Raw genomic sequence first — 14,932 nt, forward strand, 5'->3', positions numbered from 1 at the left:
GCAGCGCCAAAAACAATGCCCGGTAAACCGGGCTAAACATCCCGAGAGTGTAAACCATGCCCATCACCGATTGGCCCATCGATGAGCGACCGAGAGAAAAGTTGCTGACCCGCGGTGCGGCAGCGTTGTCCGATGCGGAACTGCTGGCGATATTCCTGCGGGTGGGCATCGTGGGCAGCAGCGCGGTCGATCTGGCGCGCACGCTGTTGCTGCGCTTTGGCAGCCTGAATGCGCTGTTCGCCGCCGCCCGCAGCGATTTTTCCGCCGTGCCCGGCATGGGTGATGCCAAGTTCGCGCAACTGCAGGCGGTGCTGGAAATGTCTCGCCGGGCGCTCAGCGAGGAAATCAGCCGCAACAGCGTGCTGGGCTCGCCCGCAGCGGTGCGCGATTACCTGGTGCTGCTGCTGCGTGGCCGCAGCAACGAAGTGTTTGTCGCGCTGTTCCTCGATGCAGCCAACCGGCTGATCAGTTGCGAGGAAGTAGCACAAGGCTCGCTGACCGAGGCGCGGGTTTACCCGCGCGAGCTGGCCAAGAAGGCACTCAATCTCAACGCGGCCTCGATCATCGTCGCACACAACCATCCGTCGGGAAACGCACAGCCATCCGCTGCCGACATCGCGTTGACGCGGCATCTTGCCGAGGCATTAAAGCTGTTGGAAATCAAATTGCTGGATCATTTTCTTGTTGCAGGACATCAAGTCATCTCCTTTGCGGAACAAGGGCTTATGGACTGAACGTGGGCTGAGCGCCCCTCAAGCTTTGCGTGAAGCTGCCGATTGCTTAAAAGAAACATGCTACGCGGAGCCTATCATGCGCATCACCGATTCAGCCGTTGCCTCCCAGGCAAGCCGCAGCTTTTCCAGCCAGCAACAGACCAGCATGTCGGTGCGCTACCAGGCGCCGCAACGCCAGCCGGCAGCACCGCGGGAGCAGGCGCGTGGCAACCGGCCCGATGTATCGCTGTCGCATGCTGGCCGCGAGCAATCCGCACAGCGGGTGGAAAAAAAAGACGCCAACGACAACCTCAGCCCGTACATTTCGCTGGTGAAGCGCCTGCTGGAATACATGCTGGGCCACGCTATCGACATCAGCCAGTATGTACCGGGCGCCACAGGTGGCGATAATGCACCGGCCACGCAGGACAGCGGAGCAACGGCCAGCAGTCAGCCGGCGCAGGCATCGCAAGCAGGCTTTGCCATTGAATACAATCACAGCTACCAGGAAGTGGAAGCAGCGCAATACAGTACGCAGGGCATCGTCAAAACCGCCGATGGCCGGGAAATCCAGTTTAGCGCCGAGCTCTCGATGGCACGCAGCTACTCGGAAACCAGCAGCGTGGGCGTCTATTCGGGCAGCCTGGCCAAGGTGCAGAAAGACCCGCTGATCCTCGATTTTGGCGGTACCGCCGGCCAGCTCTCCAGCCAGACCTTCGCTTTCGATATCGATAGCGACGGCCAGCAGGATCAGATCAGCAAGCTCAAGCAGGGGGCGGCCTTCCTTGCGCTGGATCGCAACAACAACGGCAAGGTGGACAATGGTGGCGAGCTGTTCGGCACCCGTACCGGTGACGGCTTTGCGGAATTGGCCGCTTACGACGACGATGGCAACGGCTGGATCGATGAAGGCGATGCAGTATTCGGCCAGCTCAAGCTGTGGCTCAAGGATGAATCGGGCCAGGATAAACAGGTCGACCTGAAAGCCATGGGAGTGGGTGCCATCTACCTGGGTGCGGCAAAAGCTGACTTCAATATCAACGATGCCAGCAACAACACCTTGGGCAAAGTACGTGCCAGTGGCATTTATCTGACAGAAGACGGCGCGGTCGGCAGCCTGCAGCAGGTGGACCTAAGCGTCTGAAATCTTGCAATTTTTCTTTATCGCACCCTTTAGTGGTGCAGATACAACAGTCGAATCCGGGAAAACCCGTATTTGACAGTCATTCTTCGCCCTCCCCATGATCGTTTTCTATCATCGGGTAAGTCCTGTGTTCAGATGGCTTGCAGCCTCCGTACACCGGCGCTCGCTGATTTCAACCAAACAGCATCTAGGGGATAGTTCAAATGACCATCGCGCGTTACAGCCTGATCGCAGCATCGCTGCTCACGCTCGCCGCTTGCGGCAAACAACAGGAACCGGCGGCGCCAGAAGCAGCCAGTGCAGCGCCTGCAGCTTCGGCCGCTGCTGAAGCACCGGCGACTACCGGCGGCGACGGTACTGTCAAGATCGGCCACGCAGCACCGCTGACCGGCAATATTGCCCACCTCGGCAAGGACAACGAGTACGGCGTGAAGATGGCCATCGACGAAATCAACGATGCCGGCGGTGCCGACATCGGCGGCAAGAAGGTCAAGTTCGAACTGGTATCGGAAGACGACCAGGCCGATCCGAAAACCGCCACCACCGTAGCGCAGCGCTTTGTCGACCAGAAGGTCGTCGGCGTGATCGGCCACCTGAACTCGGGCACCACCATCCCGGCTTCCAAGCTGTACTCGGATGCAGGCATCCCGCAGATCTCCCCGTCGGCAACCGCCGTAGCCTACACCGCACAGGGCTTCAAGACCGCCTTCCGCGTGATGGCCAACGACGCGCAGCAAGGCAAGGTGCTGGGTGACTTCGCCGTTGCCAAGCTCAAGGTGAAGAAGGTTGCCATCGTTGACGACCGTACTGCCTACGGCCAAGGCCTCGCAGACGAGTTCGAGAAAGCTGCCAAGGCCGCCGGTGCGGAAGTGGTGAAGCGCGAATTCACCACCAACCAGGAAACCGACTTCAACGCCATCCTGACCAGCATCAAGGGTGCCAAGCCTGACCTGATCTTCTACGGCGGCATGGATGCGCAAGCAGCACCGCTGAAGAAGCAGGCCAAGAAGCTGGGCATTGCCGCCAAGGTGATGGGCGGCGACGGCACGCAAACGCCGGAGCTGATCAAGCTGGCCGGTAGCGATGCGGAAGGCATGATTTCCTCCAGCCCGGGCCAGGACAAGGTTGCCATGCCGGGCGGCAAGGAATTCCTCGACAAGTTCAAGGCCAAGTTCGGTACCGATGTGCAGCTGTACGCACCGTACTGCTATGACGCCGTGAAGGTCATGGTCGAAGCGATGAAGAAAGCCGGCTCCACCGAGCCTGCCAAGTACCTGCCAGAACTCGCCAAGATCGAGCTGGACGGTGTAACCGGCCATATCTCGTTCGACGAGAAGGGCGACATCAAGAATGGCGCCATCACCATCTACCAGGTGAAGGGCGGCAAGTGGGAAGTACTGGAAGTCGTGGGCGGCAAGTAAGCCCCGGCAACCTGTCGTAACGCCCCGCTGGCGCAATAGCCGGCATCAGCGGGTGCGCTGCAGTAGCAACTGCAGCCGATTGCAGCGGCGCCCCTTGCGGGCGCCGTTTTCATTTCCGCATGCGGCTTGTTGCAGCACAGCAACAATCTTGTGCTGGCTGGCAACAGCACACCCGGAGCAGGCACTATCGCCAGTTGCACTGCAGCCGGCTGAAAACGATCGTTTTACGCGGAAATATCGACAAAATTGCCGCTGCAATCCGCATTCCGGCTATATCTGAAAGCAGGCCGGAAGCCAGCGGAAATGCAGCGATGCATGGCAGGAATAAGGCCTAACCCATAGGGGAAACACGCAAGTAGGCGCATCAGGTCGGCAGATGTAAGTTTCGCTCGCTAAACTGTAACGGTTGGTTTCAAACGCAACTGCATACAGATGACCGTCGCCCAACGGCCCGCACGCAAGCGCAGGCTGCAAGACGGTCGATACCAATACCCTCACCGAGGATGGGAGCCAAGTGGATATCTTCCTGCAACAAATCATCAATGGCCTGGTGGTCGGCAGCATTTATGCGCTGATCGCTCTGGGCTACACGATGGTGTACGGCATCATGCAACTGATCAATTTTGCCCATGGCGAAATCGTGATGATCGGCGCGATGGTCACCATCACCTGCATCAACCTGCTGCTGGGCATGGGCGTCAGCCTGCCCGGCCCGCTGCTGTTGCTGGCTGGCCTGTTGATGGCCATCCCGGTTTCCGCGCTGCTGGGCTACACCATCGAGAAGGTCGCCTATCGCCCGCTGCGCCGTGCGCCGCGCCTGGCGCCACTGATCACCGCGATCGGCGTTTCCATCGTGCTGCAGCAGGTGGCCATGCTGATCTGGGGCCGCAGCTATCGCCCCTTCCCCGCCATCTTGCCCACCACCGTGCACGATTTCTTCGGCGCTGCGGTGACCGACCTGCAGGTGGCCATCGTGATCCTGGCACTGCTGCTGATGGGCGGCCTGTTCTTCCTGATCGAGCGCACCAAGCTGGGCCGCGCCATGCGCGCCACCGCGCAGAACCCGGATGTGGCCGGCCTGATGGGCGTGAACATCAACAGCATCATTTCGATGACTTTCATGATCGGCTCGGGCCTGGGCGCCGTGGCCGGCGTGATGGTTGCAGCCAACTATGACCAGGCCCATGCGTACATGGGCTTCCTGATCGGCCTGAAGGCCTTCACCGCAGCCGTGCTGGGTGGCATCGGCAACCTCGCCGGTGCCGTGGTGGGCGGCATTCTGCTGGGGCTGATCGAAAGCCTCGGGTCCGGTTACCTGGGCGACCTCACCGGCGGCTTCCTCGGCAGCAACTACAAGGACATCTTTGCCTTCGTGGTGCTGATCGGCGTCCTTGTATTCCGCCCAAGCGGCCTGCTTGGCGAACGCGTGGCCGACCGCGCCTGAGCCAACGGAGAAAACAACAATGGCTATCGATTTCCTGAAAAACCGCCAGCAACGGCTGATTGCGAGCATCCTGTTCGCCATCGTGCTGGCCATCCTGCCCTGGGTATTGTCCGGCGGCTTCGAGAACGGCAAGTCCTGGCTGCGTGCCGTCGACTTCGCCCTCCTCTACATCATGCTGGCGCTGGGCCTCAACATCGTGGTCGGCTACGCCGGGCTGCTCGACCTGGGCTATATCGCGTTCTACGCGGTGGGTGCCTATCTGTACGCGCTGCTCAACTCGCCACACCTGCAGGCCGTCCTGCCATCATGGCTGGCCTATCCACCGTTGCTGATCATGCTGGTGCTGGCAGCGCTTGTGGCGGGGCTGTTCGGGGTGTTGTTGGGCTCGCCCACGCTGAAGCTGCGTGGTGACTACCTGGCCATCGTGACACTGGGTTTTGGCGAAATCGTGCGCATCTTCATGAACAACCTGGATCGCCCGATCAACATCACCAATGGCCCGCAAGGCATCAACAACATTGCCAAGGTACATGTGGGCGGGCTGGATCTGGGCCGGCCGATCGAGTGGCTGGGCATCACGTTCGAAACCGTGCACAGCTACTACTACCTGATCCTGGCGTTCTGCGCGCTGATCATCTTCGTGACCGTGCGCCTGCAGCAATCGCGTATCGGCCGTGCCTGGGTGGCCATCCGCGAGGATGAAATCGCCGCCAACGCCATGGGCATCAACACCCGCAACATCAAGCTGCTGGCGTTTGCCATGGGCGCCAGCTTCGGCGGGGTATCCGGTGCGCTGTTTGCCAGCTTCCAGGGCTTCGTATCGCCCGAATCCTTCGTGCTGATGGAATCGATCATGGTGCTGTGCATGGTGGTGCTGGGCGGCATGGGGCACATTCCGGGCGTGATCCTGGGCGCCATCATCGTATCGATCACGCCGGAAATCCTGCGTGACGTGATCAATCCGCTGCAGAACGCGGTGTTCGGCAAGCGCGTGGTGGACCCGGAAAACCTGCGCATGCTGATTTTCGGCCTTGCCATGATCATCATCATGCTGCTGCGCCCGGAAGGCCTGTGGCCATCCAAGCGCCGCAAAGCGGAATTCCATGAAAAAGACGCGGAGGCTACGGCATGAGCAACGTCCAGCAACCGCTTCTCAGCATCGAGGGCATCCACAAGCGTTTTGGCGGCCTGCATGCGCTGAGCGATGTATCGCTGTCGATCAACAAGGGCGAAATCTATGGCCTGATCGGCCCGAACGGCGCCGGCAAGACCACGCTGTTCAATGTGCTGACCGGGCTTTACCTGCCCGACGAAGGCAAGTTCACCTTTGCCGGCAAGAACCTGTTCCGCCAGAAACCCTACGTGGTGGTGGAAAGCGGTATTGCCCGCACCTTCCAGAACATCCGCCTGTTCGCCAACATGACGGCGCTGGAGAACGTGATGGTGGGCCAGCACGTGCGCACCAGGGCCGGCGTATTCGGCGCGGTGTTCCACCCGCCGAAAGCCAAAGCAGAGGAAGCGAGCATCAAGGCACGTGCGTTGGAGCTGCTCGATTACGTGGGCATTGGCAAGCGCGCGCAGGAGCTGGCACGCAACCTGTCGTACGGTGATCAGCGCAGGCTGGAAATTGCCCGTGCACTGGCCACCGGCCCTACCCTACTGGCGCTGGACGAACCCGCTGCCGGCATGAACCCGAACGAAACCGCGGCGCTGAAAACGCTGATGGAGAAGATCCGTGGCGACGGCGTGACCATCCTGCTGATCGAGCACGATGTGAAGCTGATGATGGGCTTGTGTGACCGCATTGCCGTGCTCGACTACGGCAAGAAAATCGCCGAAGGCGTACCGGCACAAGTGAAGAATGATCCAAGAGTGATCGAAGCATATCTGGGAGTCGCCAGCGAATGAGTCAAGCCCTGCTGCAAATCAAGGACCTGAAGGTTGCCTACGGTGGCATTCACGCGGTCAAGGGAATCAACCTCGAAGTCAACCCGGGCGAACTGGTGGCGCTGATCGGCGCCAATGGCGCCGGCAAATCCACCACGCTGAAAACTCTGGTGGGCATGGTCAAGCCGGCCGAAGGCGAAATCGTCTTCAAGGGCCAATCCACCGCCAGGCTGCCGGTCTATGACTACGTGCGCGAAGGCATGGTGCTGGTGCCGGAAGGTCGCGGCATTTTCAGCCGCCTGACCGTGGAGGAAAACCTGCAGATGGGTGCCTACACGCGTAATGACAAGGCGGAAATCGCCAGCGACCTGGAGCGTGTGTTCGGCCTGTTCCCGCGGCTGAAAGAGCGCCACAAGCAGCTGGCCGGCACCCTGTCCGGTGGTGAACAGCAGATGGTGGCCATCGGCCGCGCGATGATGAGCCGGCCCAAGCTGCTGCTGCTGGATGAACCCTCAATGGGCCTGGCGCCCATCATCGTGCAGAAGATTTTCGAGATCATCCGCATGATCGCTGCCGAGGGCGTCACCATGCTGCTGGTGGAACAGAATGCCAAGCTGGCGTTGCAGACCGCCAACCGCGGCTATGTGATGGAATCGGGCCAGATCACGCTGGCCGACAGCGCGGAAAACCTCTTGGCCAACGAGGCGATCCAGAAAGCCTATCTGGGCGAATGAACCACCGCATCGGACATCTGGCGGGCATTGCAGGGAGCCGCTTCATGCGGCTCTTTTGCATGGTGCGCGCCAAAGCACACACTCTGCACGCATCACGCAGCATCTGCTTCGCACAGCGCTTTGAATCGGCTTACAATCCGTCACCCGCAGTATTCCACTACCACAAGCATTTCAAAGCAAACAAGAACAAGGAGGAGAACATGAAACGTTTTGCCCTGCCGGTGTTCATGGCAATGGCACTGGCACTGTCCGCATGTGACGAAGCCCCGCAACAGGTGCCCGCCCCGGTTGTTGAAACCGGCAACCCGGTACTCAACCTCGACCGTGATCAATTCAAGACGGTACTGGCCGAATGCGGTGAATCGCTGTACAGCGGCGGCGCAGCGGATGAAGCTACCCGACTACGCTGCTACGGCGAAATCCGCGCCCGCCTGAAGGACGCCAGCCAGCCCGATGCGACCGACGCGCAACTGGGCAGCCCGCTGATCAGCGAGCGCTGGAAGTTCGAAAAGAACAAGAGCAGCCACGCATCCGGGGCCTCTGCAGCGTCGTGATGACGATGCCGGTTAGCGGATAGCCGGTGATGCTCAATAAAAAACCCCGCAGCGCGGGGTTTTTTATTGGCAGCAAGCAGAATCAGTTGCCGACCTTGGCCTTCGAGGTCAGGTCTTCCACATACTTCTGTACCTTGTCGCCTTGCACGGCGCGTTGCAGCTCGGCCTTCACTTCGTCGAAGGACGGGCCCTTGGCATCACGCACGTCGTCCAGCTTGATCACGTGCCAGCCGAACTGGGTTTGCACCGGGTCGGAAACCTTGCCCTTGGTCAGCGCGGTCAGTGCCTTGCCGAACTCGGGCACGAAGCCAGCCGGATTGGCCCAGCCCAGATCACCGCCATTCTTGGCGCTGCCGGTATCGAGTGACTTGGCCTTGGCGATGTCATCGAACTTCTTGCCTTTCTTCAGATCGGCTTCGATGGCATCAGCTTCTTCCTTGGTCTTCACCAGGATATGGCGAGCCTTGTATTCCTTGCCCGACATGCCAGCCTTGTTCTTGTCGTATTCTTTTTTCAGATCTGCATCGGAAACCGGGTTGGCTTTCACGAAGTCATTGATCAGTGCACCAACCAGGATCTGTTGCTTGGCGAAGTCCAGGCGTTGTTGCACGTCCGGGGTCTTGTCCAGGCCCTTCTTCTGGGCTTCCTGGTACAGCACTTCGTTGCGGACCAGCTCTTCCTTGACCTTGGCGCGCAGTTCCGGCGTATCTTTCTGACCGCGTTCGGTAACTTGCTTCACGTAGAAGTCGACCTTGGCATCAGAAATCGCCACACCGTTCACGGTGGCCACGTTGCCAGCAAACGCGGCGGCAGCGCTGAGGGAGAGAATCAGCGCAAGACTTTTGGGTTGACGCATTGAATCGTTCCTTGTTTGTATGTATTGCGTGAGTTGTCAAAGTTCGCCGGGAGCATATGCCTTCACGCTCAGCGCATGCACCCGGTCAGGAATCAAATCGCCCAGCACACCATATACGGTACGGTGGCGCTGCAGCGCGTTCTGCCCCGCAAAAACGGCCGCTACAATCACCAGATCGTAGTGGCCGCCACCGCGGTTGCCGGCATGACCGGCATGCGCGGCACTATCATCATAAAGGTCAACCGATTCTGGCGACAGACTGGCCAGACGCTGACGTATTTCTGCTTCCAAGCTCATCAGGGTAACACGTGCTTGAACGGCTTGACGATGACATCGGTGTACACGCCGGCAGCACGATAGGGGTCTGCATCGGCCCAAGTCCGGGCAGCTGCCAGCGTTTCGAATTCGGCTACGATCAGGCTGCCGGAAAAACCGGCTGAGCCGGGATCAACCGAATCGATGGCAGGGAACGGGCCGGCCAGGACCAAGCGCCCTTCTGCTTTCAATTGCTCCAGACGGGCCAGATGAGCCGGGCGGCTGGCCAGACGATCGGTCAGGCTGTCAGTGCGATCGTTACCGATGATGGCATAAAGCGGCATGTCAATCCTTGGTTTCAGCCGGCAGATCTTCGACGTGGCGCGACAGGTACACGCTTTGCGCAATGGCAAATGCAAAGATCAGGCCGGTGGTGCCATAAAACTTGAAATTGACCCACTGCGCTTCGGTAAAGCGCAATGCGACGAACAGATTGAGCAGGCCAAGGAACAGGAAGAAACCTGCCCACGCCCAGTTGAGGCGTGCCCAGATCGGCTCGGGCAGCGCAATCTGCTTCTCGAGCATGCTCCTGATCAGATTCTTGCCGCGCAATGCATGCGCGCCGCCCAGCACCACGGCAAACAACCAGTACAGTGCGGTGGGCTTGAATTTGATGAACAGTGGATCGTGGAAAATCAGCGTCAATGCGCCCAGCCCGATCACCATGCCTGAACTGAGCAGCAACATGGGTTCGGCCTTGCGGTGGCGCAGATAGACATAGCCTACCTGCAGCGCAGCCGTCGCCATGGCAACCTTGGTCGCAAGATAGATGTCTTTCGTGATCAGGTAGGTGCCGAAAAACAGCAGGACAGCGAGGAGATCAAACAGAAACTTCATGGCAGCACTGTATGCTGGAGATTGCGCATTATGCGGCGGACAATCTGCCAAAACAAGCAGCGCAAAAGTGAATTTTGCAGAAATGCCGCATAAAAAAGCGCCGCATTGGCCTGCGGCGCGCAAAGCTCACTGGAACACATGCGCTGACGCAAGGCCATTCTGCCCGGCAACGCGGCGGCAGGACTTGACCGGGATCAAGTCTGGTCGATGACACTGAAGCAGGCGTGGCGTGAAACTTTGTGGATTGCAAAAGCAAAAACGGGGCCGGATGAAATCCGGCCCCGCTGCTGGAATGAGGTGGCGAGCCCGACCCCCGGCACTGGCATCAAACGCTGTGGCTGCTTCCTTCCGGACCTGACCAGGTTCACATCTTAGCCATGCGGGGAGACCCGCCATTGCAGAAGCGGGACTATATCACAAGCTGGCCGGTGTGGTGCGCTCGCCGGCAATATTGCTTTCGAACAGGCGCCGCTGCGTGGCCAGATCCAGCCGCTGCGCTGCCAGCCAGTACAATTTGCCCAGTGCCGCCTCCGGCGTCAGGTCCGCACCATCGAACACCCCCATCTGCTGCAAGCCGGCGCCTGCCGCATACTGGCCGGGCGTGATGCCTCCCTGCGGGCACAGGCTCAGGTTCACCACCGGTGCACGCGCAGCCAGGCGCTGCAAACTGGCCAGCAGCGCTGGCGCATCCGGCAGGTTGCCGGCGCCAAAGCTCTGCAGCAGCAGGCCATCGAGCCCCCCGGCATCGAGTGCCGTAACCAGGAAATCAGTAGTGTGGCCCGGCGCCAGTACACAATGTGCAATCCGTGCGTCCACTGCAACCGGCTGGTGGCGCAAACCGCACTGCACAGCTGGCTGCAATGCCTGGCTATCGATCTGCCATTGCCCATCCTCGTAATGCCCCAGCGGCGGCGCTCCCGGGCTGGCGAACGCAGCGTCCGCTTCGCAATCCATCTTGCGCACTCGGCAGCCGCGGTAAGCTACGCTGGCGAACACCACTGCCACTTCACGCACTTGCCCGTGCTGCGCCAATGTCAGCGCAGCGGCAACATTGGCCGGCGCATCGCTGCCTGGCGCTTCCCACGGCTGCATGGCGCCGGTCAGCACCACCGGTTTGTCCAGTCCTTGCAGGATGAACGCGAGTGCAGATGCGGTCCATGCCAGCGTATCGGTGCCGTGCAGTACCACGAAGCCATCGTGCGCATCGGCCTGTGCGGCGATGTCTGCGGCAATGCGGTTCCAGTGCGCCGGGCCCATGGCGCTGGAATCGAGCAGCGGCTGGTATTCGATGCAGGTGATACCGGGGTGCAGGCGTGCCAGTTCGGCGCCCAGAAAACCCGGTACCGGCGCCAGCCCCTGTGGTCCGGCGCGCATGCCCAGCGTTCCGCCGGTGTAAATCACAAGCAAGGACATTGATGCCTCCGTTACAATCATGTTTTTGCCCGTACCCAGCAACACCTCAATGACCATAGTCGACAACCGCAAAGCCTTTCACGAGTTCTTTATCGAAGACCGCTTCGAAGCGGGCCTCGTGCTGGAAGGCTGGGAAGTGAAATCGATCCGCGCCGGGCGCGTGCAGCTCAAGGAATCCTACGTCGTCTACATGAAGGGCGATTTCTGGTTGATGGGTGCACACATTTCGCCGCTGACCACCGCCTCCACCCACGTGTATCCGGACCCCACCCGCATGCGCAAGCTGCTGCTGCACGCGCGTGAAATCGAAAAGTTGTCCATCAAGGTCGACCGCGCGGGCTATACCGTGGCTGCGCTGAACATGCACTTCACCCGTGGCCGCATCAAGCTGGAAATCGGCCTTGCCAAGGGCAAGAAGCAGCACGACAAGCGGGAAACCGAGAAAGACCGCGAATGGCAGCGCGAGAAACAGCGGCTGGCCCGCGAGCACAACAAGCGCACCTGATACCAATCAGGTCGGGCAAGAAAAAAGGGGCTATTGCCCCTTTTTTCATTTGCAGCGCACCGCTTACTTCAGGTGTCCGCTGATCAGCTGCAGCATCTGGCCGAACACGCGTGGTGTACCGCACAGCACGTCGCCGGATTCCAGGTATTTCTCCTCGCCCTGCATATCGGTGATCAGCCCACCGGCTTCCTGTACCAGCAACGAACCGGCAGCGATATCGACCAGCTTGAGATCGAACTCGAAGAAGCCATCGAAACGGCCGCATGCCACGTAGGCCAGATCCAGCGCGGCAGCGCCCGGACGGCGGATACCGGCGGCTTTTTGCGCCATGTCGCGGAAGATGTTCAGGTAAACATCCAGATGCTTGAAGTTGGTGTACGGGAAACCGGTACCGATCAGCGATTCGGACAGCTCGCGCGCCTTGGAAACACGGATGCGGCGATCATTCAGGAACGCGCCCACGCCACGGGTGGCGGTGAACAGATCATTGCGGTTGGGATCGTACACAACCGCCTGGGTGATCACGCCCTTGTGCTCCAGCGCAATCGAGATCGCATATTGCGGAAAACCATGCAGGAAGTTGGTAGTGCCATCGAGCGGATCGATGATCCAGGTGTATTCGGATTTGCCCTGGTTACCCGATTCCTCGGCATGGATGGCATGCGTCGGATAGGCTTCGAGGATGGTTTCGATGATGGCCTGTTCTGCTGCGCGGTCCACTTCCGATACGAAATCGTTATGACCTTTTTTCTCGGTCACGATCACATCGAGGTTGTTGGACGCGCGCTGGATGACGGAAGCGGCGCGGCGGGCGGCACGTACGGCCGTATTGAGCATCGGATGCATGGCGGTTTTCCTGTTATGGCGAAGCTGACAATAACAAAACCGCCCACGCCGCCAGGGGCGGGTAGCATGAATCACGATGCGGCGGTGTCGCGTCCGGGGCAGGCCCGGTCAGCTTCTAAAGATCAAGGTGGCAAATCAACTGGCCGCCATTCTACCGGGCAATTGCCGCTTTGGCAGTATCTTCCGGCACGCGGCTGACGATGGGCCGGGCGCGAAGCGGCCATGGCGGGTAAAATGCACTCTTTGCGCCCCGTTCCCCTGCCCATGTCTGCCGAAACTGCCTGTCTGTCCCAAATACGTGTGGTGCTCTCGCACACCAGCCATCCCGGCAATATCGGCTCGACCGCGCGCGCAATGAAAACCATGGGAATCACGCGGTTGTACCTGGTCAATCCCAAGGAATTTCCGTCCGAAGTGGCTACTTCGCTCGCCAGCAGCGCGGATGATGTATTGAACAACGCCATCGTGGTCGATTCCATCGAGCAGGCACTGGCGGGCACCACCATGCAGGTGGCGATGACGGCACGCCGCCGCGAGCTGGTGCAACCGTTGCAGACACCGCGCCAGCTGGTGCCGGAAATCATTGCGGAAGCACGTAACGGTGGCGAAGTGGCGTTGGTGTTCGGTGCGGAAACCAGCGGGCTGACCATCGATGAAGTGCAGCTGTGCAATCGGCTGGTAACCATTCCCACCAACCCGGATTACTCCAGTCTCAACCTCTCGCAGGCGGTACAGGTGCTGGCATATGAACTGCGCGCCACCTTGCTCGATGATGTGAGCTACCTGGAAGAAAAGCGCGATCTGGCCGATCACGACTACGTGGAACGCTTTTTCGTACATCTGGAAGAAACGCTGATCCAGATCGGCTTCCTGAAACCGCATGCACCCAAGCGGCTGATGCCCCGACTGCGCCGGCTGTTCCAGCGCGCCAGGCTGGAACGGGAGGAAGTGGATATCCTGCGCGGCGTTTGCCGGGCTGCAGTGCAGTACGATCGCAAACCGCTACCCGGGCCGAGCAAGGCGGACTGAGCGGCCTCGCTAAGCCCGGAAGCATTATCCCGAGTCTGCCAGCCACCGGTATCCAGCTCGTTTCTCCCTAGCCAAGCGCGGGGTTGGCTTGGACGATATGACATCGGGTTGAATATCTGTATGCCAGCTAACACAGACAAGACAAATCTTTTGATATTCATGGATTTTGTCTTGCTCATTTGGTAAGTTGACAACCACCCATATCTTGCGTCAACACAAGCTGTAGTGACCGAATGCCAGTGCCTGCTGCAGATCGTGTTGACGCAATCAGTAGCGCCATCAGACCAGCCATCAGACCAATACGGGATATCCATGAAAACCAGCTCGCTCACCCTGCCGCTTGTTCTTGCACTTGGCCTCGGCCTTGCCGCCTGCGCGACGGATACCAAGAATTCCGGGGCAACCGGCAACAAAAGCACCGCCAGCGCTGCGCAGTCTGCGCCGCAGCCGACCGCCACCCCTGCCCAGAAGGCAGCCCAGCAAAACCAGACCGCGCCGGCTACCGGCAACGGGGTGAGCAAGACCTGGTCGAAGGAAGGTGATTTCGAGGGCGAGATCGTCGGTACCGTTGCACCGGGCAGCAAATTTTCCAAGCTGAGCATCGGCATATCGCGCAAGCAGGCAGAAAAGCTGATCGGCAAACCCGGCGCCACCAAAACCTATCAGCCAGGCAAGAACTGGATCGAAGTGAGCGGTGCGCTGTTCGAAAAAGACCGCTACCGCTATGAAACCTTTTACAAGGGTGAGGGCCGCTTGCTGTTTGCCAAGAACGGTGAAGAGCTGTACCGCATCGTGGCCGATACCACCGAGGACGGCCGCAAATAATCAGGCAGGTGTCGCCAGGCGATGACGCCGATCATTCTGTTGGGTGGCGAACGGCTTCTGTCGCGGTTTGCCATCCCATCGTTGCTGGCCTTGGGCGCCGCGCAATGCGGCGCCCTGCTACGGTGTGGCTTGTCGCCATGGTTGCTGGCCGGCTTTGCACTGCCGCTGTTCGAGTGATACGTGCATACCCATCTGCTGCAACGCTGGCCCGACAAGCTGGTGCTGGTGACTACAGTGCTGGTGTTTCTGGCACACGCTGTTGCACTCGGTTTTGCCCAGCAGCAGTTGATGCAACGCTGGGCAATCGACATCAGCTACATGGGCACGGTGCTGCTGGGCACCGGCCTGGGCTTGTTCCGCATCGCCAATGCAAGAACGAGCCGTCCTGACCGCTGATAGGGCACCGCCC

At 60.0% G+C, this 14,932-nt stretch carries 19 protein-coding genes and 1 other RNA gene; 13 read left to right on the forward strand and 7 right to left on the reverse strand.

Annotated elements, in window-relative coordinates; genetic code table 11:
• The first annotated feature begins 56 nt into the window (after positions 1-56).
• The 8 genes from radC (at position 57) to IGB42_RS00105 (ending at position 7,897) form a co-directional block, all read left to right on the forward strand.
• Entirely contained in the window at positions 57-734 is a 678-nt protein-coding gene (radC, locus tag IGB42_RS00070) for a DNA repair protein RadC (protein ID WP_159664818.1), read from the forward strand.
• 76 nt (positions 735-810) lie between these two features.
• On the forward strand, positions 811-1,857 hold the full coding sequence (locus IGB42_RS00075; RefSeq protein WP_159664821.1) for a VCBS repeat-containing protein: 1,047 nt from the start codon (positions 811-813) through the stop codon (positions 1,855-1,857).
• A gap of 203 nt (positions 1,858-2,060) precedes the next feature.
• Positions 2,061-3,278: a branched-chain amino acid ABC transporter substrate-binding protein gene (locus tag IGB42_RS00080; RefSeq protein WP_159664824.1), complete on the forward strand. Its 1,218-nt coding sequence runs from the start codon at positions 2,061-2,063 to the stop codon at positions 3,276-3,278.
• Positions 3,279-3,792: 514 nt separating this feature from the next.
• A complete protein-coding gene (locus IGB42_RS00085) occupies positions 3,793-4,722 on the forward strand; it encodes a branched-chain amino acid ABC transporter permease (protein ID WP_159664827.1) in 930 nt (309 codons plus the stop codon).
• A 19-nt stretch (positions 4,723-4,741) separates the two neighbouring features.
• Positions 4,742-5,854: an ABC transporter ATP-binding protein gene (locus IGB42_RS00090; protein WP_159664830.1), complete on the forward strand. Its 1,113-nt coding sequence runs from the start codon at positions 4,742-4,744 to the stop codon at positions 5,852-5,854.
• Positions 5,851-6,630 carry an ABC transporter ATP-binding protein gene (locus IGB42_RS00095; RefSeq protein WP_159664833.1) on the forward strand — a complete coding sequence of 260 codons (780 nt, stop codon included), beginning with the start codon at positions 5,851-5,853 and terminating at the stop codon, positions 6,628-6,630. The genes IGB42_RS00090 and IGB42_RS00095 overlap by 4 nt, the downstream gene beginning before the upstream one ends.
• Complete coding sequence (locus tag IGB42_RS00100; protein WP_159664836.1) at positions 6,627-7,343, forward strand: ABC transporter ATP-binding protein; 717 nt, start codon at positions 6,627-6,629, stop codon at positions 7,341-7,343. The genes IGB42_RS00095 and IGB42_RS00100 overlap by 4 nt, the downstream gene beginning before the upstream one ends.
• Before the next feature lie 200 nt (positions 7,344-7,543).
• Entirely contained in the window at positions 7,544-7,897 is a 354-nt protein-coding gene (locus IGB42_RS00105) for a hypothetical protein (RefSeq protein WP_159664838.1), read from the forward strand.
• 82 nt (positions 7,898-7,979) lie between these two features.
• Here IGB42_RS00105 and IGB42_RS00110 read toward each other — a convergent pair whose 3' ends face one another.
• From IGB42_RS00110 to IGB42_RS00135, 6 genes are all read right to left on the reverse strand, one after another.
• The gene (locus IGB42_RS00110) at positions 7,980-8,753 is read right to left on the reverse strand and encodes a peptidyl-prolyl cis-trans isomerase (protein ID WP_159664841.1); all 774 of its coding nucleotides are present in this window, start codon (positions 8,751-8,753) and stop codon (positions 7,980-7,982) included.
• Between the two features lie 36 nt (positions 8,754-8,789).
• Positions 8,790-9,050, reverse strand: coding sequence for a BolA family transcriptional regulator (locus IGB42_RS00115; RefSeq protein ID WP_159664845.1), 261 nt, complete (start codon positions 9,048-9,050; stop codon positions 8,790-8,792).
• Positions 9,050-9,352 carry a YciI family protein gene (locus IGB42_RS00120; RefSeq protein WP_159664849.1) on the reverse strand — a complete coding sequence of 101 codons (303 nt, stop codon included), beginning with the start codon at positions 9,350-9,352 and terminating at the stop codon, positions 9,050-9,052. Before IGB42_RS00120 ends, IGB42_RS00115 begins: the two co-directional genes overlap by 1 nt.
• A gap of 1 nt (position 9,353) precedes the next feature.
• Positions 9,354-9,905 carry a septation protein A gene (locus tag IGB42_RS00125; RefSeq protein WP_159664852.1) on the reverse strand — a complete coding sequence of 184 codons (552 nt, stop codon included), beginning with the start codon at positions 9,903-9,905 and terminating at the stop codon, positions 9,354-9,356.
• A 296-nt stretch (positions 9,906-10,201) separates the two neighbouring features.
• An RNA gene (gene ffs, locus IGB42_RS00130) (signal recognition particle sRNA small type) lies at positions 10,202-10,299 on the reverse strand.
• A 20-nt stretch (positions 10,300-10,319) separates the two neighbouring features.
• Positions 10,320-11,318: an asparaginase gene (locus tag IGB42_RS00135; RefSeq protein WP_159664855.1), complete on the reverse strand. Its 999-nt coding sequence runs from the start codon at positions 11,316-11,318 to the stop codon at positions 10,320-10,322.
• Between the two features lie 49 nt (positions 11,319-11,367).
• Between IGB42_RS00135 and smpB the strand changes: the two genes are divergently transcribed.
• Positions 11,368-11,823 carry an SsrA-binding protein SmpB gene (gene smpB / locus IGB42_RS00140; protein ID WP_159664858.1) on the forward strand — a complete coding sequence of 152 codons (456 nt, stop codon included), beginning with the start codon at positions 11,368-11,370 and terminating at the stop codon, positions 11,821-11,823.
• A 63-nt stretch (positions 11,824-11,886) separates the two neighbouring features.
• On the opposite strand, the gene IGB42_RS00145 is transcribed toward smpB, so the two are convergent.
• On the reverse strand, positions 11,887-12,669 hold the full coding sequence (locus IGB42_RS00145) for an inositol monophosphatase family protein (protein WP_159664861.1): 783 nt from the start codon (positions 12,667-12,669) through the stop codon (positions 11,887-11,889).
• Positions 12,670-12,933: 264 nt separating this feature from the next.
• Here IGB42_RS00145 and IGB42_RS00150 point away from each other — a divergent pair, with 264 nt between their 5' ends.
• The 4 genes from IGB42_RS00150 (at position 12,934) to IGB42_RS00165 (ending at position 14,919) form a co-directional block, all read left to right on the forward strand.
• Complete coding sequence (locus IGB42_RS00150; RefSeq protein ID WP_174764148.1) at positions 12,934-13,698, forward strand: RNA methyltransferase; 765 nt, start codon at positions 12,934-12,936, stop codon at positions 13,696-13,698.
• 312 nt (positions 13,699-14,010) lie between these two features.
• On the forward strand, positions 14,011-14,523 hold the full coding sequence (locus IGB42_RS00155; protein ID WP_159664864.1) for a hypothetical protein: 513 nt from the start codon (positions 14,011-14,013) through the stop codon (positions 14,521-14,523).
• 21 nt (positions 14,524-14,544) lie between these two features.
• Complete coding sequence (locus IGB42_RS00160; protein WP_159664867.1) at positions 14,545-14,700, forward strand: hypothetical protein; 156 nt, start codon at positions 14,545-14,547, stop codon at positions 14,698-14,700.
• Between the two features lie 3 nt (positions 14,701-14,703).
• Positions 14,704-14,919, forward strand: coding sequence for a hypothetical protein (locus IGB42_RS00165; RefSeq protein WP_159664870.1), 216 nt, complete (start codon positions 14,704-14,706; stop codon positions 14,917-14,919).
• Positions 14,920-14,932: the final 13 nt, after the last annotated feature.

The sequence above is a fragment of the Andreprevotia sp. IGB-42 genome, from assembly GCF_009848685.1.
Taxonomy (GTDB): Bacteria; Pseudomonadota; Gammaproteobacteria; order Burkholderiales; family Chitinibacteraceae; genus Andreprevotia.

What these genes read in the sequence shown, in the direction of transcription:
- IGB42_RS00110 (WP_159664841.1), bottom strand. Translation starts at nt 8,753, where the DNA reads ATGCGTCAACCCAAAAGTCTTGCGCTGATTCTCTCCCTCAGCGCTGCC.
- IGB42_RS00080 (WP_159664824.1), top strand. Translation starts at nt 2,061, where the DNA reads ATGACCATCGCGCGTTACAGCCTGATCGCAGCATCGCTGCTCACGCTC.
- IGB42_RS00095 (WP_159664833.1), top strand. Translation starts at nt 5,851, where the DNA reads ATGAGCAACGTCCAGCAACCGCTTCTCAGCATCGAGGGCATCCACAAG.
- IGB42_RS00155 (WP_159664864.1), top strand. Translation starts at nt 14,011, where the DNA reads ATGAAAACCAGCTCGCTCACCCTGCCGCTTGTTCTTGCACTTGGCCTC.
- IGB42_RS00100 (WP_159664836.1), top strand. Translation starts at nt 6,627, where the DNA reads ATGAGTCAAGCCCTGCTGCAAATCAAGGACCTGAAGGTTGCCTACGGT.
- radC (WP_159664818.1), top strand. Translation starts at nt 57, where the DNA reads ATGCCCATCACCGATTGGCCCATCGATGAGCGACCGAGAGAAAAGTTG.
- IGB42_RS00090 (WP_159664830.1), top strand. Translation starts at nt 4,742, where the DNA reads ATGGCTATCGATTTCCTGAAAAACCGCCAGCAACGGCTGATTGCGAGC.
- IGB42_RS00105 (WP_159664838.1), top strand. Translation starts at nt 7,544, where the DNA reads ATGAAACGTTTTGCCCTGCCGGTGTTCATGGCAATGGCACTGGCACTG.
- smpB (WP_159664858.1), top strand. Translation starts at nt 11,368, where the DNA reads ATGACCATAGTCGACAACCGCAAAGCCTTTCACGAGTTCTTTATCGAA.
- IGB42_RS00135 (WP_159664855.1), bottom strand. Translation starts at nt 11,318, where the DNA reads ATGTCCTTGCTTGTGATTTACACCGGCGGAACGCTGGGCATGCGCGCC.
- IGB42_RS00145 (WP_159664861.1), bottom strand. Translation starts at nt 12,669, where the DNA reads ATGCATCCGATGCTCAATACGGCCGTACGTGCCGCCCGCCGCGCCGCT.
- IGB42_RS00120 (WP_159664849.1), bottom strand. Translation starts at nt 9,352, where the DNA reads ATGCCGCTTTATGCCATCATCGGTAACGATCGCACTGACAGCCTGACC.
- IGB42_RS00115 (WP_159664845.1), bottom strand. Translation starts at nt 9,050, where the DNA reads ATGAGCTTGGAAGCAGAAATACGTCAGCGTCTGGCCAGTCTGTCGCCA.
- IGB42_RS00075 (WP_159664821.1), top strand. Translation starts at nt 811, where the DNA reads ATGCGCATCACCGATTCAGCCGTTGCCTCCCAGGCAAGCCGCAGCTTT.
- IGB42_RS00160 (WP_159664867.1), top strand. Translation starts at nt 14,545, where the DNA reads ATGACGCCGATCATTCTGTTGGGTGGCGAACGGCTTCTGTCGCGGTTT.
- IGB42_RS00150 (WP_174764148.1), top strand. Translation starts at nt 12,934, where the DNA reads ATGTCTGCCGAAACTGCCTGTCTGTCCCAAATACGTGTGGTGCTCTCG.
- IGB42_RS00125 (WP_159664852.1), bottom strand. Translation starts at nt 9,905, where the DNA reads ATGAAGTTTCTGTTTGATCTCCTCGCTGTCCTGCTGTTTTTCGGCACC.